16 protein-coding genes are annotated in these 14,307 nt (G+C 61.1%); 9 read left to right on the top strand and 7 right to left on the bottom strand.

The features are described from left to right. Window positions 1-60: 60 nt before the first annotated feature. The 3 genes from adhP to ACSBQV_RS03435 form a co-directional block, all read right to left on the bottom strand. Window positions 61-1,077, bottom strand: coding sequence for an alcohol dehydrogenase AdhP (gene adhP, locus ACSBQV_RS03445; RefSeq protein ID WP_033643042.1), 1,017 nt, complete (start codon window positions 1,075-1,077; stop codon window positions 61-63). Between the two features lie 197 nt (window positions 1,078-1,274). Further along, the gene (blh, locus tag ACSBQV_RS03440) at window positions 1,275-2,564 is read right to left on the bottom strand and encodes a bifunctional sulfur transferase/dioxygenase Blh (RefSeq protein ID WP_033643041.1); all 1,290 of its coding nucleotides are present in this window, start codon (window positions 2,562-2,564) and stop codon (window positions 1,275-1,277) included. Window positions 2,565-2,580: 16 nt separating this feature from the next. After that, entirely contained in the window at window positions 2,581-3,366 is a 786-nt protein-coding gene (locus ACSBQV_RS03435) for a sulfite exporter TauE/SafE family protein (RefSeq protein WP_099783043.1), read from the bottom strand. A gap of 191 nt (window positions 3,367-3,557) precedes the next feature. On the opposite strand from ACSBQV_RS03435, the gene ACSBQV_RS03430 reads away from it, so the two are divergent. Both ACSBQV_RS03430 and ACSBQV_RS03425 read left to right on the top strand, forming a co-directional pair. Then, complete coding sequence (locus ACSBQV_RS03430; protein ID WP_099783041.1) at window positions 3,558-4,793, top strand: NAD(P)/FAD-dependent oxidoreductase; 1,236 nt, start codon at window positions 3,558-3,560, stop codon at window positions 4,791-4,793. Between the two features lie 127 nt (window positions 4,794-4,920). Continuing rightward, window positions 4,921-5,214, top strand: coding sequence for a SelT/SelW/SelH family protein (locus ACSBQV_RS03425; RefSeq protein ID WP_025159743.1), 294 nt, complete (start codon window positions 4,921-4,923; stop codon window positions 5,212-5,214). A 6-nt stretch (window positions 5,215-5,220) separates the two neighbouring features. On the opposite strand, the gene ACSBQV_RS03420 is transcribed toward ACSBQV_RS03425, so the two are convergent. Further along, complete coding sequence (locus ACSBQV_RS03420; RefSeq protein WP_099783039.1) at window positions 5,221-6,162, bottom strand: LysR family transcriptional regulator; 942 nt, start codon at window positions 6,160-6,162, stop codon at window positions 5,221-5,223. Window positions 6,163-6,259: 97 nt separating this feature from the next. Here ACSBQV_RS03420 and ACSBQV_RS03415 point away from each other — a divergent pair, with 97 nt between their 5' ends. The 7 genes from ACSBQV_RS03415 (at window position 6,260) to ACSBQV_RS03385 (ending at window position 10,874) form a co-directional block, all read left to right on the top strand. Then, the gene (locus tag ACSBQV_RS03415) at window positions 6,260-7,459 is read left to right on the top strand and encodes an MFS transporter (protein WP_099783037.1); all 1,200 of its coding nucleotides are present in this window, start codon (window positions 6,260-6,262) and stop codon (window positions 7,457-7,459) included. A 94-nt stretch (window positions 7,460-7,553) separates the two neighbouring features. After that, entirely contained in the window at window positions 7,554-8,048 is a 495-nt protein-coding gene (locus ACSBQV_RS03410) for a TIGR00645 family protein (RefSeq protein WP_099783211.1), read from the top strand. Window positions 8,049-8,236: 188 nt separating this feature from the next. Next, window positions 8,237-8,692 carry a 3-hydroxyacyl-ACP dehydratase FabZ gene (gene fabZ, locus ACSBQV_RS03405; RefSeq protein WP_033643035.1) on the top strand — a complete coding sequence of 152 codons (456 nt, stop codon included), beginning with the start codon at window positions 8,237-8,239 and terminating at the stop codon, window positions 8,690-8,692. 34 nt (window positions 8,693-8,726) lie between these two features. Then, window positions 8,727-9,515 carry a spermidine synthase gene (locus tag ACSBQV_RS03400; RefSeq protein ID WP_099783035.1) on the top strand — a complete coding sequence of 263 codons (789 nt, stop codon included), beginning with the start codon at window positions 8,727-8,729 and terminating at the stop codon, window positions 9,513-9,515. A gap of 80 nt (window positions 9,516-9,595) precedes the next feature. Beyond that, entirely contained in the window at window positions 9,596-9,790 is a 195-nt protein-coding gene (locus ACSBQV_RS03395; protein ID WP_004928567.1) for a ribbon-helix-helix protein, CopG family, read from the top strand. Window positions 9,791-9,936: 146 nt separating this feature from the next. Continuing rightward, window positions 9,937-10,338: a VOC family protein gene (locus tag ACSBQV_RS03390; protein WP_015377846.1), complete on the top strand. Its 402-nt coding sequence runs from the start codon at window positions 9,937-9,939 to the stop codon at window positions 10,336-10,338. Then, window positions 10,338-10,874 carry a dihydrofolate reductase family protein gene (locus ACSBQV_RS03385; RefSeq protein WP_181937736.1) on the top strand — a complete coding sequence of 179 codons (537 nt, stop codon included), beginning with the start codon at window positions 10,338-10,340 and terminating at the stop codon, window positions 10,872-10,874. The genes ACSBQV_RS03390 and ACSBQV_RS03385 overlap by 1 nt, the downstream gene beginning before the upstream one ends. Here ACSBQV_RS03385 and ACSBQV_RS03380 read toward each other — a convergent pair. The 3 genes from ACSBQV_RS03380 to ACSBQV_RS03370 form a co-directional block, all read right to left on the bottom strand. After that, window positions 10,859-12,253, bottom strand: coding sequence for an MFS transporter (locus ACSBQV_RS03380; RefSeq protein ID WP_099783031.1), 1,395 nt, complete (start codon window positions 12,251-12,253; stop codon window positions 10,859-10,861). The genes ACSBQV_RS03385 and ACSBQV_RS03380 overlap by 16 nt on opposite strands. Before the next feature lie 113 nt (window positions 12,254-12,366). Continuing rightward, on the bottom strand, window positions 12,367-13,434 hold the full coding sequence (locus ACSBQV_RS03375; protein WP_099783029.1) for an oxidoreductase: 1,068 nt from the start codon (window positions 13,432-13,434) through the stop codon (window positions 12,367-12,369). 12 nt (window positions 13,435-13,446) lie between these two features. Then, a complete protein-coding gene (locus tag ACSBQV_RS03370) occupies window positions 13,447-14,196 on the bottom strand; it encodes a DeoR/GlpR family DNA-binding transcription regulator (RefSeq protein WP_099783027.1) in 750 nt (249 codons plus the stop codon). Between the last annotated feature and the right edge of the window lie 111 nt (window positions 14,197-14,307).

The following is a 14,307-nucleotide window of genomic DNA, read 5'->3' as shown; positions in this document are numbered from 1 at the left end:
AGCCGGCGTAATGAGATAACAAGAAGGCCACCCGCAGGTGGCCTTCTTTTTTCGCGTGGCCTACTTCGCCATGCCGAGATCGATCACCATGCGGCCGCGAATGGTGCCCGCCTTCATCTCCTCGAAGATGGCGTTGATATCGCCCAATGGCCGTTTGGTCACTTTCGGCGTCACTTTGCCTTCGGCGGCGAACTGGAACGCCTCTTTCAGATCTTCGCGCGTGCCCACCAGCGAACCCACCACCTGAATGCCGTCCAGCACCAGGCGCGGAATGCTCAGATCCATACTCTCCGGCGGCAGCCCCACGGCCACCACTTTACCGCCGGCGCGCACCGCATTGACCGCCGAGTTGAAGGCGGCTTTCGCCACCGCCGTCACCACCGCCGCGTGAGCGCCGCCGGTTTGCTGCTGAATGATCTCCTCCGCGTTTTGCGTTTTGGAGTTGATAGTCAGATCGGCGCCGATCTGTTTGGCGAACTCCAGCTGGCCATCATTGACGTCGATGGCGATCACTTTGGCGTTAAATACGTTCTTGGCGTACTGCAACGCCAGGTTGCCCAGCCCGCCCAGGCCATAGATGGCGATCCACTGCCCCGGCTTGATATCGGAAATCTTCACCGCCTTGTAGGTGGTGACGCCGGCGCAGGTGATGCTGCTGGCGGCGAAAGAATCGAGCCCGTCCGGCACTTTCACCGCGTAGTCCGCCACCACGATGCACTCTTCCGCCATGCCGCCGTCAACGCTGTAGCCGGCGTTTTTCACCGAGCGGCACAGGGTCTCGTTGCCGCTGACGCAGTATTCGCAGTGGCCGCACCCCTGGTAAAACCAGGCGACGCTGGCGCGGTCACCCACTTTTAACGAGGTGACGCCCTCACCGACGGCGGAGACCACGCCGATGCCCTCATGCCCCAACGTAATGCCCGGCACCTCGCCGAAATCGCCGTTTTTCACGTGCAAATCGGTGTGGCACACCCCGCAACACTCCATTTTCAACGCCGCTTCGCCGTGCTTCAGCGGGCGCAGTACTTTATCCTGAATGTCTACGGTATGGTTTTTCGTCACTACGGCAGCTTTCATGGTGTTTTCCTTAGCAGTGTGGGAAGTACAGTTGTTAATGTAGTGACTGTATTCGGCGAGGGCAAGCGCCGCGTGTTTTGTGTAAAAACAAATAATTAAATATGAATCAGTCTGATTATTTCATAAAAAACCATTAACAGACGGCGCGATCGCCTTGAGCTTGGCAGCCGTGAACGATCGCGCCTCTCTGGCTTGATTTACCCCTTGAAGCGATTAACAGGGATTTTGAGGTAGTGCCGCCCATCATCTTCGCAATCAGGCAGAACGCCGCCGCGAATGTTGACCTGCAGCGCCATCAGCATCAATTCCGGATGCGGCAACGTGGCGTCTCGCTGCTTTCTTTGCGCGATAAATTGGGCTTTATCCATGTTGGCCACCCAGGGGTTGTTCTCGCGCTGCTCTCGCACGGTGCTTTCCCAGCGGGCCTCACGCCCCGCCGGGCGATAATCGTGGCCGGTAAACAGGCGGGTATCCGCTGGCAGGCTCAAGATCCGCTGCAACGAATCCCACAGGGCTTCCGCATTTCCGCCGGGGAAATCGGCCCTTGCGGTGCCGCTGTCAGGCATGAAAAACGTATCGTGAATAAACGCCGCATCGGCAATGTGATACGTGACGGAAGCCAGGGTGTGGCCAGGAGACAGCAAGACTTCAGCGCGCAGGTTGCCGATAAAAAAGACGTCCCCATCCGCAAACAGCGCATCCCACACGGTCTCGGCGGGAGGCAGTTCCTTCAAATTATAGATGTCTTGCCACAGCCCCTGCACGGCGGTGATTTTTTCGCCTATGCCGCTGAGGGCGCCGGTTTTCTGCGCCAGCCAGGTTGCGGCAGAAAAATGGTCGGCATGCGGGTGCGTATCCAGCACCCAGGCCACGCCCCACCCTTGCTGCCGGATAAAGCTCAAAATGGTGTGCGCCTGCTGATGCGATACCGTGCCCGATCGGCGGTCAAAATCCAGTACCGGGTCGATGATGGCGCAGCGACGCGCCTCGGGATCGGCGACGACATACTGCAGGCTGCCGCTTTCCGGCTCATAAAATGCGTGCACTTGCGCATGAGACTGAACGGACTGATGCCGGCGATACCAGCTGAGCGCCTTATCGGCATCCGCGCCATATTCTTCGCATTGGCTGCGGAATCGCGCTTCATCGATCCGCCCTTCGCGCAGCGCATGTAGCAGAGCAAGGCAGGCTGAGCGCGCCCCGCTCCGGCAGTGCGCCAGGGTCTTCTTGCCCCGCCGCAACAGGTAATGGAAGGTATAAACAGTCTCCCAGGTCAGCGTGTCGAACGTGTAAGGAAGATAGACGTAGTCTATGCCCATGCCTTCAGCCAGCGTTTTCTCTTGCTGATGGGATAGATGCTCCCCCGGTTCTTCATCTGGTCGGTTGTTGACAATAAGCCGGTAGCCTTGTTGATGCAGGGTAGCGAAATCACTCGCTGCGGGCGCCCCCGAAAAGGAGAGCTGATGATGGTATGTACGGATGCGCATATTTTTTCCTTCTGTCTTATAAGCTTTTAAAAAGCATATAAAGGGCCAGCACCAAGAGCATGGCGGCGTAGAACACACGGATAATGTCCTCGCGTTTCTTCAGGCGCTCGGTGAGCGCAACCCCCACGACGCCCCCCAGAACACCGCCGACGATCAGCCAGCACGTGATGACGAGCGACACCTTGCCGGACAAGGCATAGCTTGCGCTCGTCGATAAACCCATGGCAGAAACCACCACCAGCGAGGTGGCCACCGCTTCAAGCAGCGAAAAGCGGAAAAACCAGAGCAGCGCCGGCACCACTAAAAATCCGCCGCCGATACCCAGAAAGCCGGCCACCGCGCCGAGCGCCAACACGCTGGGCCACACGATGGCGGGATGAAAGGTCGCACCAGGGGAAGCCAACCCGTTGCCGGCCCGGTGATTTTTTTTCAGCGTTAATCCGGCGACAATCAGCATCAGCAAAGCGAAAGGCAGGGTTAGATAGCGCCCGTCCGTGATTTTTCCCATCTGTGAACCTGCCAGCGTCCCGGCCACCGCGACCAGCGACACGACAATGCCGGTTCGCCACCGGACGTTTCCTTTGGCGGCGTGCGCAAAAAGGTTGAGCAGCGCACTGACGGCGACGGCCATGGCGCTGGTGCCTATCACCAAATGCGTATCCGGGATTTGCACCATATACAGCAGCAGCGGCACACAAACGATGGAGCCGCCTCCGCCTGTCAGGGCCAAGAGAAATCCGACTATTCCTCCGGTTATCACCAATAACATCAGGGTATAAAAAGTAAAATGGAAAAAATCCAATGCGTTAATTCCTGAACGGTGTTTGTGGCATTTATTAACGATCAGTTCGCATTGATTGTCAAATAACTTATTACATTTAGCTATTACATATAGCTAAATCGAATATGTGATTTTCAATATAACCATAAGTTCTATGAATTCCCTTTTAATTTGGGCATCAACCCCCTACTTTCTTATGAAAGGAGGCCTGCATGAAACCGGAAAAAATAAACACCCAGAAAAAAGTTGTTGTTATTGGCGGTGGTTCATCTGGAATAAGCGTCGTGGCAAGCATAAGGAAGCGAGTTAAAGGCATTGATATAACGGTAATTGAACCTGGCGACTGTCATTATTATCAACCGGCATGGACCTTGGTGGGCGGCGGGCTTTTTGATATCAATAAAACGCGGCGTTCCATGCGCGCCGTCATCCCCCCAGGAACCGCATGGATTCAGGATAGCGTGGTCAGAGTGGAGCCCGGCCAAAAATATGTCGAGACTCGCCAAGGGCAGAAAATAAACTACGACTTCCTTATTGTTGCCTGCGGCCTCGTTTTACGTTGGGATAAAATAGAGGGTCTTGAAGAAACGTTGGGAATGAATGGCGTCACCTCTAATTATCGTTTTGATCTTGCGGAATACACCTGGAAACTGGTTCGTGAAATGCAAGGCGGCGAGGCGATATTTTCTCAACCACCGATTCCGATAAAATGCGCCGGCGCGCCGCAAAAAGCCTTATACCTTTCATGCGATCACTGGCGGCGACAAGGTGTCCTTAATAATATTAACGTCAATTTTTGCCTGGCGGGCGCGGCGGTATTCGGCGTGCCGCAATTTGTTCCTCCGCTGACCGATTACTTGAAAAAATACCGCGCACAGGTCAACTTCCGGCATAATTTAGTTCGCGTTGATGGGCAGCGTCGGCAAGCAACCTTTTCTCTGGTCGGTGATGAAGAAGGCAAACGCGAAGTGACACTGCCCTTCGATATGCTGCACGTAGTGCCGCCGCAATCTGCGCCGGCGTTCATTTCGCAAAGTGGGTTGTCTGACGAGTCAGGTTGGTGCGACGTGGATAAATTCACCCTACGGCATAAGCAGTGGCAGACGATTTTTGCGGTTGGCGACTGTTGCGCCACGCCAAATGCCAAAACCCTGGCGGCGGCTCGCAAACAGGTGGTGGTGGTGGCAGAGAACATCGCGGCGCAGCTTAACGGCGCTCCTGATGCGGCACGGTATGATGGTTATGGCTCCTGCCCATTGACGGTAGAGAAAGGCAAGGTTGTTCTGGCGGAGTTTGGTTACGACAGTAAATTGCTCCCCACCTTTCCTCTGTTCGACAACACGCATCCCAGCCGTATGGCATGGTGGCTGAAGGCCTGGTTTTTACCCAAATTTTACTGGGCGGGCATGTTGCGCGGGGTCGAATGGTTTGCCAAAAGCAAGCCATAGCGACCGTCATCGTTATCCGCGCCTCGCGGCTTCCGCAGGCGCTTGACTATTTGGCGATACACAGCCACCATCGCTTGCGAGCCATCAGGCTGATTGCAAGCCGTCACCACTAACCGGTCGATCAACGATGAAAAATGCCCCCGCCGTTACGATTCACTACTGTTCACAATGCAATTGGTTGCTGCGCGCCGGCTGGATGGCGCAAGAGCTGCTCAATACCTTCGGCGACGATCTCGCCTCCGTCACCCTGATGCCGGGCACCGGCGGGGTGTATCAAATCAGCGTCGATGGCGTGATGATTTGGGATCGCAAAATTGACGGCGGCTTCCCCGATGCGGCGCAGTTAAAGCAGCGGCTGCGCGATCACAGCTTTCCCGAGCGTTCCCTCGGCCACAGCGACGGCAAAAAAGCCCGGCACTGAACGGCGTCAGCCCGCCGCCGGCGGCCGCGCGCCGAGAATGCGCGGCATCACTTCTTTCATCATTTCCATGAACTTGCGCAGGCGAGCCGGGTAATAGCTGGCGTAGGGATACAGCAGGTAGATAGGCAGCGGCGCGGCGCGCCAGGCCGGCAACACGGTTTGCAGCGCCCCGTCGGCCACATCGTCCCGCACCAGCCAGGAGGAGACAATCGCGACGCCCAGCCCCTCCAACGCCGCCTTGCGCACCGCGTACAGGCTGTCGGTGCTCAACCTCGGCGTGATATCGAACCGCCCCTGCTCGCCGTGCTCAACATGGGTCAGCACCACTTCATTGCGATAAAAACTGTTCAACGCCAGCCACGGCAACCGCGCCAAATCGTCAAGACAGCGAACCGGCTCTCGGCTCGTCAGCAGCGCCGGCGACGCTACCGTGCTGCGCGGCACCTCCGCCAGCAACACCGCCACGACCGACGGATCGGTCACCGCACCGACGTGAATGGCGCAATCCACGCCTTCGGGAATAAAGTCCGGAGAATGATCGTTCAGCGTCCACTCAACGTAAGTTTGTGGGTAGCGCCGCAAGTACTCGCCCAACGGACCGATCAGCTGATCCTGGCCGAAAGCGTGCGGCGCCCGCACGCGCAACACCCCGACCGGTTCGTCGCGCGCGCCGCCCAGCCCTTCTTCCAGGCTTTGCCATTGCTCGATCAGCCCCCGCGCCTGGCGGTAACAGCGCTCGCCGTCGTCGGTCAGTTTGAGGGCGTGAGTCGTCCGCTGGATCAGTTTGGCGCCCAGCAGCTGCTCCAACGCCTGCAGACGCCGACTGATCGTCGGTTGTGAGGTGCCCAGCTGCTGCGCCGCCGACGACAGGCTGCCGCTTTCGACGATGCGCACCAGCGTATGCAGCAAAGTTATGCGGTCGCCGTTGGGTAAATTAATTTTATTCATACGTTAAGTGTATAACAGTTTTACCTGCGAGGGGGCTACAGCGGAATGAAGCAAGCGGTAAAAATAGCCGCACATTCACTTTGCAGGGATCTTTGTCATGAGCACTTCCGCCACCTACGGCGCCCCGTCCGCCAACGTCGTGTTTCTGCTGGCCGCCGGCGCCGGCCTCAGCGTCGCTTCAATCTATTACAGCCAGCCCATGCTCGGCATGATGGGCGCCGATTTTCACGCCGGCGTCGCCGATGCCGGCATGGTGCCGACGCTGACCCAGTTGGGTTATGCGCTGGGCATTTTGCTGTTGGCGCCGCTTGGCGACCGATACGATCGCCGGCGGATCATTCTGATAAAAGGCGCGCTGCTGACGCTGACGCTGCTGCTTTGCGCGTTTGCCGCCTCGTTCCCGCTGTTGTTGCTCAGCAGCCTGGCGATAGGCCTGACCGCCACCGTCGCGCAGGACATTATCCCCGCCGCCGCCACGCTGGCGCCGGAGGCCAGCCGCGGCAAAACCGTCGGCGCGGTGATGACCGGGCTGTTGGCCGGCATTCTGCTGTCGCGCGTGTTCAGCGGCGCGCTCGCCGAGTACGCCGGCTGGCGCAGCGTTTACGCGCTGGCGGCGCTGGGCGTTTTGCCGATCACGCTGGCGATCTGGCGCATGTTGCCGCGTCTTCGCCCTCATAACGCGCTGAGTTACCCCGCGCTGCTGCGCTCGCTGGGGCATCTGTGGGCCGCGTATCCCGAGCTGCGGCGCGCAACGCTGGCGCAAGGTTTTCTGTCATTGGGCTTCAGCGCTTTCTGGTCAACGCTGGCGTTGATGCTGGCGGAGCGCTACCAGATCGGCAGCGCGGCGGCCGGCGCGTTTGGCCTGGCGGGGGCGGCGGGTGCGCTGGCGGCCCCGTTGGCGGGAAGTCTGGCCGATCGGCACGGCCCTGACGCCGTGACCCGCATCGGCGCGGGACTGGTTCTGGCCGCCTTCGCCCTGATGTTTCTGCTTCCGCTATTGCCGCTCCCGGCGCAGCTGGCGCTCATTGCGCTGAGCGCCGTCGGATTCGATCTGGGCATCCAGGCGACGCTGATCGCGCACCAAACCATCGTCTACGGTCTCGAACCGGCGGCCCGCAGCCGCTTGAACGCCCTCTTGTTCACCGGCGTATTCATCGGCATGGCGACCGGCGCCGTCCTCGGCAGCCGCATTCTGGCAAGCGCGGGCTGGCCGGGCGTCGTGGCGCTGGCGACGGCGGCGGGGGCCGTGGCGCTGTGGATCCGCAGCGGGCGCAAAACGGCGCGCGCAGCGGCCTGATATCGCCCTTTACCGGCGCAAGCGGTTGATTTCGTCCGGGTCTCCTGCGTTATACTGAGCGCTCTTTTAGCCACGTATTTAATAAAATTTTATGATTGAACGCTTGCTCGAAAACACGATGTACGCCTCCCGCTGGCTGCTCGCACCGGTTTATTTCGGCCTTTCACTGGCCCTGGTCGCCCTGTCTATCAAATTTTTTCAGGAGATCTTGCACGTCCTGCCCAACATTTTTTCTATCGCCGAAGCCGACCTGATCCTGACCCTGCTGTCGCTGGTCGACATGGCGCTGGTCGGCGGGCTGTTGGTCATGGTGATGTTCTCCGGGTATGAAAACTTCGTCTCGCAGCTGGATATCACCGAAGGGAAAGAAAAGCTGAGCTGGCTGGGCAAAATGGACGCCACCTCGCTGAAAAACAAAGTCGCCGCGTCCATCGTCGCCATCTCTTCCATTCACCTGCTGCGGGTGTTTATGGACGCCAAGAACGTGCCGGACAACAAGCTGATGTGGTATGTGATCATCCACCTCACCTTCGTGCTCTCTGCTTTCGTGATGGGCTATCTGGACAAGGTGACCCGCTCCAAGCACTAAACGCGCCGCCACGCCCGATCGTCAGGATCGGGTGTCTTCCCCTCCTTCGCTGTTTCCCAACCGTCGTCGCCGTCATGTCTTTCATCTGGCACATCTGATGATAATTTTATTATAATGTCATTACACTCATTATGGACCGAACGCCGGCCATCGCGCCGGATTCGCCGCAGACAGGATCACGCTCCCTCATGCCATTACATGGTCACCCCCTGCAATTCCACGATATTCAGGCGATTCTGCCTCATCGCTATCCCTGTCTGTTGGTCGATCGCGTGCTGCCCGCCGGCACCTGCATCGCCGAAGGGCGGCTGAGCGCCATCAAGAACATCACTGCCAATGAGCCGACGTTCTGGAGCGGCCATGCGCGCTTCGCCGGTTTTCCTGGCGTGCTGTTGGTGGAAGCGCTGGCGCAAAGCACCGGTCTGCTGGCGCATTACTATCTCGGGGCGCTGAACGAAGGGGAACATTACTACTTCGCTTCCATTCAGCGGGCGCGGTTTTATCGCGCCGCCCGTCCCGGCGACCAGGTGTTGATGGAGGTCGCCTTTGTACGCCGGCGCGGCGCGATCGCCCGCTTCACCGGCCGTGCCAGCATCGATGGCCGGCGCATTTGCACCGCCGATTTCATGTGCGCCCGTAAGTAAACAGGCCGCTTGCCAAAGGAGCCCTGCGAATACCATGTCTCTGGTTGACAGCTTACTCAGAACCCTCGATTTCTCCCCGCGTGGCCAGGTGATCGCTCGCGAAGCCGACGCCTGGGGCGAAATCATCGTTTCCGATCACAAGGACTACCGCACGCTGCGGTTTGACGGCATCTGCGAGCAAAGCAAGATGAGCCTCAGCAACCCCGCACAGCCGATCCACAACTACATCAAAGCGATGCTGATGGCGGTGGCCTGGCAGCCGCCGACGTCGGCGTTGATCCTGGGGTTAGGCGGCGGCAGCCTGCTGCGTGCGCTGCACGCGCTCGATCCGGCTATGCGCCTGGAGGTCGTCGAGCTGCGCGCCGCGGTAATCGCCGTCGCGAGCCGCTATTTTACGCTGCCGGCCACCGACACCATCAGCCTGCGCACCGCCGACGCCATGGACTTCGTGCGCCCGCCCGCCGAGACGCGTTACGATCTGATTTTCTCCGATCTCTATTCGGCGTTCGCCATGGATCCGCAGCAAGGCACCCAGACATTCCTGGAGAACTGCGCCGCGCGGCTAAATGACGGGGGCTGGCTGGTGCTGAATTACCACGATCTGCCCGACGAAAACAGCCTGCTGTACCACAGCCTGCACCGGATATTCGCCACCGTGCTGTTTTGCATCGCCCCCAGCGGCAACGTGATCATTTATGCTACGCCGGCCCAGGTGTCGCTGCCGCTCAGCACGCTGCGCACGCTGGCCGCCGGCAGCGGCGAGCTGTTCAACTGCGAACTCGGCTACCTGTCACGCAAGATAGAGCGGCTGCATTTCCGCTAAAGACGAGCGGCGGCGCGGTCTGGCTGGCCGCTTCGCTCACATGGTATTATCATTCAGTCATCATTCTCTGGAGGATCCTGATGGAAAAGAAAACGGCGCGGCTAACGGTGCTGATTGACCCGGACAAAAAGAAAGCCCTGGAAGAGCTGTGCCTGCAGCAGGACGTCACCCCTTCCCAGGTGGTGCGCCAGCTGATACGCGATTATCTGCACAAGCATCAGGTGGATTATCCCAGCCAGCCGACCCACGCCAATCCTCGCGTCGAGAGCAATTGAGGCGGCCCGCCCCACAAACCGTGAAGCGCGCTTTGCCCCCTGCGCGCGTCCCTAATCCGAATCCTCCACCGCGGTCTGTCCATCCTGCGCTATCGCTGCTACTGTTTTATCCGTTCATTATTCTCTCTTGGGAAAGGAAACGCGCCATGTTCAGCCATATTACCGTCGGCGTCAGCGATCTGGACGCCGCCGCCGCGTTCTACGACGCCATTTTGTTGCCATTGGGTTTACAACGGCGGGAAGTGACGCCGGACGGCGGCCCCGCCGCCCGCTGCTGGGTGATGCCGGGCCAAACGCTGCCGCGGTTTTATGCCTACCAACCCTTCGACAGACAGCCCGCCAGCGCCGGCAACGGCAGCATGCTGGCCTTTCTCGCCGCCGACGAGCTGGCGGTTAAACGCGCCTACGCCGCCGGCCTGCTGGCGGGTGGCAGCAGTGAAGGCGAACCCGGCGAGCGCGCGCACTACGGCAAAGGCTATTTCGGCGCTTACCTGCGCGATCCCGACGGCAACAAGGTCCATGTGGTTTACCGCGGAGATCTCGCCTGATGAAATGCTCGGTTTACATCGCCACCAGCGTAGACGGATTCATTGCCGGCCCGGACGGCGACATCGATTGGCTGCTGCGGCCCGAGTACGCGGTGTCGTTGCTCAATGGCCTGAGTTTTGAAGCGTTTATCGCCGACATCGACGCGCTGGTGATGGGCCGCCATACCTATGAAAAAGTCCGCGCATTTCCCGAATGGCCCTATGGAGAACTGCCGGTGGTGGTACTGTCGACGCAACCCGCACCGCACGGCGCAGAGCCTGTCCGCTGGATGAGCGGCGAACCGGCCAGCGTCGTGGCCCGGTTGGCCGAGGCCGGCTGCCGTCACCTGTATATCGACGGCGGCCAGACCGTGCAGCGTTTCCTGCAGGCCGGGTTGATCGACGAATTGACGATTACGCGCGTGCCGCTGCTGCTGGGCGGCGGCATTCCCTTGTTCGGCGCCGATGCCCCTGAGCAGCGCCTGCGTCTGCTCGCCGTCACCCAGTCGGACAACGGTTTCGTGCAAGAACGCTACGCCGTTCAGCGCGCGTCATAACGCAGCGCCAGTCGGCGGCCGCCGAAGGCGATAAGCAATGCCGCCAATGCCAGCAACGCCGCCGCGCCGTAGGTGACGCGCATGCCGTAAGCCGCGGCCGCCGCGGCGCCCGCCACCCGCTGCGAGGCCAGATAAAACAGCGCCCCCATCGCCGACGCGCCGGTGATCGCCCCCAGATTGCGCGCCAGATTGACCATGCCGGCGATCAACCCGCGTCGTTCGGGAAACAGATCCTTCATCAGCACCGTGTTGTTGGCCACCTGAAACAGCGCATAACCGGCGGTCAACAGCGCGATCGGCGCGACATAGCCGAGTACGCCCCAGCGGCCCAGCAGCGACAGCAATCCCGCCCCGGCGGCCACTGCCGCCAGCCCAAGCTGGGCGATGCGCTGCGATCCAAAGCGATCCACCAGATAACCCGCCGGAATACCGGTCAGGATCGCCACCGCCGGCCCCGCCGACATCACCAGCCCCACCTGCGCGGCGCTTAACCCCAGCGCGCGCGACAGATAAAACGGCCCGACCACCAGCGTGGCGGTCATCACCGTCATGACCAACGCGCTGGCCGCCAGCCCCGCCGTCAGGGCCGGATGGCGGAACATCGTCGGCGCCAACAGCGGCGACACGGCGCGGCGCTCCACGCGGATAAACAACCCTGCCGCCAACAGAGCGCCCAACATCAACGCCAGGTTAAGCGCGCCGAAATCGCCGCGTCCCAGAGTCATCGCCAGCGAGTAGCAAAGCAATGCGCCGCCCAGCAGCAGCGTGCCGGCGCGGTCGAAAGGTTCAGGGCGCGTCGCCGCCCGCGCCCCATCCGGCAAGTATCGCCAGGCGAGCCACAGCGCCAGCAGGCCCAGCGGCAGGTTGATCAAGAACATTGCCCGCCAGCCGAAGCCGGCGATCAGCGCGCCGCCCAACGACGGCCCCAGCGCGGTGCCCACGGCCGACATAGTGCCGAGCAGCCCCATCGCGCGGCCGATCTTTTCCGTGCCCAGCGCCTCGCCCGCCAGCGCCATGGTGATTGACATCATGACTGCGCCCCCCAGCCCCTGCGCCAGGCGCGCCGCCAGCAGCAGCCACAGCTGCGGAGCCAACGCACAAGCCAACGAAGCGGCGGTAAACAGCGCGATGCCCGCCAGCAGCAGGCGGCGACGATTGAGGCTGTCGCCCAAGCGGCCGATGCCGATGATGCAGGTGGTGACGGCCAACAAATAGCAGAGCAGCACCCACTGCACTGCCTGGAACGACGCATGGAATGCGGTGGCGAGCGCCGGCAGCCCGACGTTGGCGATGCTGATGCCGAGCGATGACAGCAGCATACACAGAGAAAGTGCGGCCAGTATGCCGCGGACGCCCTGCGGCGAAGGATGGGATAACATGATAAGCACTCCTGACATAGACTGAGGGTTAGCCTATGTCAGGGGTTGGGATGGCGGAAGGCGCATGCGATGCACTGTATCAATGCGTCTGACGCCTTATCTGGCGCGATGCGTTACCAGGCGGCGATCTCCGCCTCGGTGAGCGGCAGCGTTTGGGTTACGCCGGTTTCCGCCGCCAGGGTGGCCGCTTCCAGCACCGCCATCACCGCCAACGCCTGCGATGCGGTGACCGGGTTGGCGCCGGCGCCGCGCAGCGCGTCACGCACCTGGAAGTAATATTGGCGCTGATCGCCATCCGGCGTCGGCAGCGTACGCACCGGCTCCGTGCCGATAAACAGGCGCATCGCGTCGTCGTCTTTACCCCACTCCGCCGAACCCGGCGTTACGCCGGCCAGCAGTTGGCTCTCCTGCCCGTCGGCGCGCGCTTTGACCACGCTGCCTTTCTCGCCGTGCACGGTAAAGCGCGCGACGCCGCCCGCCACCAGCATGCTGCCATGTAAGATCACGCGGTGCGTCGGGTAGTTCAGCACCACATGCGCCCAGTCATTGATCTGCGCATTGGCGCGCAGCGTGGCGATGTTGGCCTGCACGCTGTGCGGCAAACCGAACAGCTGCAGCGCCTGATCGACCATGTGCGGCCCCAGATCGAACCACAGCCCGCTACCCGGCAGATTCTGCTCGCGCCAGCGCACCCGCACTTCTGGGCGGTAACGATCGATGTGCGACTCAAAGTGCGTTACCTTGCCGATCAGTCCCTGCTCGATCACCTGCTTCACGCCCAGGAAATCGCTGTCCCAGCGGCGATTCTGGAATACCGACAGCAGACGGCCGTGCTTCTCCGCCGCTGCAATCAGCGTGCGCGCCTGCGCCAAATCCAGCGTAAACGGCTTATCCACCACCACGTGCTTGCCCGCTTCCAGCGCAGCCAGCGCCAGCGGCGCATGGGTGGCGTTCGGCGAAGCAATCACCACCAGGTCCACTTCCGGCAAGCGGATCGCCTCCAGCGGATCGGCGATCACGCGCACGTGCGGCAGATCGGCATGGACTTTGGCGGCATCGCGCGAAGCCACCACGCTCAGCGCCAGACCCGGCACCGCGTTAATCAGCGGCGCATGAAACGCCTTGCCGACAAAGCCGTAACCAATCAGCGCCACCTGCAACGGTTGAGCGTTATCGTTCATCAGTGTTCTCCTCTAGCGGTCGTCGGCGACGACACAAAGTTCAATCATTGATTGCTCGTCCAGGTTATCCCACGGGCGATCGGTAAACAGGCGTTGGATCTGCGCCAGATCCGCCACGTGATGCGGCTCGCAGCGATCCAGCTTCATATGGTCGGCCACCAGCCAGCGCTCGCCGCTGTTGGCCAGCATGGCGCGTTTGACCTCTGCATCGGCTTCTTCGCCGGCGCTCAGCCCCAGCTGAGAATGCACCGCACAGGCGCCCAGCAAAGCGATGTCCGCGCGGTAGCGTTCCAGCAACGCCAGCGTCGCGCTGCCGGCGAACAGCCGTTGGCGCGCGTCCCACTGGCCGCCGAGCAGGATCAGTTGGATCTCCGGCTTATCGCTCAGGCACTGCGCGATATCCAGCGAGGCGGTGATCACCGTCGCCGGGCCGCGCAACGCTTGCGCCACCGCCAACAGCGTACTGCCCGCATCCAGCATCAGGGTGCTGCCGGGCGGGATCTGTGCGGCCACCGCGCGGCCGAGCCGCTGCTTGACCAGCGGCAACAGCGCCGCGCGCGCCTGGCGCGGCATGCCGGACGGTTCGAGCGCTATCGCGCCGCCGTGATGTTTCTGCGCCAACCCCTGCCGCTCGAGATCGGCCAAGTCGCGGCGCACGGTATCGACCGAAACACCGATGGCGCAGGCCAATTCCGCCACCGCCGCCTGCCCGCGTTCGCTGAGCAAATCCAGTAAATGGCGCTGTCGTGCCGCTTTGTGCATGGGATTATTCCGCATTAAAAAAGCATAAAACGGCAATATACAGCAGATAACAGCATTGGAGAAGCCGCAATTGTGCGCACCGGAGATCAAACATCTTTTCCCCTGCGGGAC

The organism is Serratia sp. B501, from assembly GCF_051172315.1.
GTDB lineage: Bacteria > Pseudomonadota > Gammaproteobacteria > Enterobacterales > Enterobacteriaceae > Serratia > Serratia ureilytica.
Note: the sequence above shows the minus strand (reverse complement) of the source record. Positions and strands in the feature narration are given on the sequence as shown.

Excerpts from the sequence above, each read along its gene's own strand:
- adhP (WP_033643042.1), bottom strand. The coding sequence starts at position 1,077 with ATGAAAGCTGCCGTAGTGACGAAAAACCATACCGTAGACATTCAGGAT.
- blh (WP_033643041.1), bottom strand. The coding sequence starts at position 2,564 with ATGCGCATCCGTACATACCATCATCAGCTCTCCTTTTCGGGGGCGCCC.
- ACSBQV_RS03430 (WP_099783041.1), top strand. The coding sequence starts at position 3,558 with ATGAAACCGGAAAAAATAAACACCCAGAAAAAAGTTGTTGTTATTGGC.
- ACSBQV_RS03425 (WP_025159743.1), top strand. The coding sequence starts at position 4,921 with ATGAAAAATGCCCCCGCCGTTACGATTCACTACTGTTCACAATGCAAT.
- ACSBQV_RS03420 (WP_099783039.1), bottom strand. The coding sequence starts at position 6,162 with ATGAATAAAATTAATTTACCCAACGGCGACCGCATAACTTTGCTGCAT.
- ACSBQV_RS03415 (WP_099783037.1), top strand. The coding sequence starts at position 6,260 with ATGAGCACTTCCGCCACCTACGGCGCCCCGTCCGCCAACGTCGTGTTT.
- fabZ (WP_033643035.1), top strand. The coding sequence starts at position 8,237 with ATGCCATTACATGGTCACCCCCTGCAATTCCACGATATTCAGGCGATT.
- ACSBQV_RS03400 (WP_099783035.1), top strand. The coding sequence starts at position 8,727 with ATGTCTCTGGTTGACAGCTTACTCAGAACCCTCGATTTCTCCCCGCGT.
- ACSBQV_RS03395 (WP_004928567.1), top strand. The coding sequence starts at position 9,596 with ATGGAAAAGAAAACGGCGCGGCTAACGGTGCTGATTGACCCGGACAAA.
- ACSBQV_RS03390 (WP_015377846.1), top strand. The coding sequence starts at position 9,937 with ATGTTCAGCCATATTACCGTCGGCGTCAGCGATCTGGACGCCGCCGCC.
- ACSBQV_RS03385 (WP_181937736.1), top strand. The coding sequence starts at position 10,338 with ATGAAATGCTCGGTTTACATCGCCACCAGCGTAGACGGATTCATTGCC.
- ACSBQV_RS03380 (WP_099783031.1), bottom strand. The coding sequence starts at position 12,253 with ATGTTATCCCATCCTTCGCCGCAGGGCGTCCGCGGCATACTGGCCGCA.
- ACSBQV_RS03375 (WP_099783029.1), bottom strand. The coding sequence starts at position 13,434 with ATGAACGATAACGCTCAACCGTTGCAGGTGGCGCTGATTGGTTACGGC.
- ACSBQV_RS03370 (WP_099783027.1), bottom strand. The coding sequence starts at position 14,196 with ATGCACAAAGCGGCACGACAGCGCCATTTACTGGATTTGCTCAGCGAA.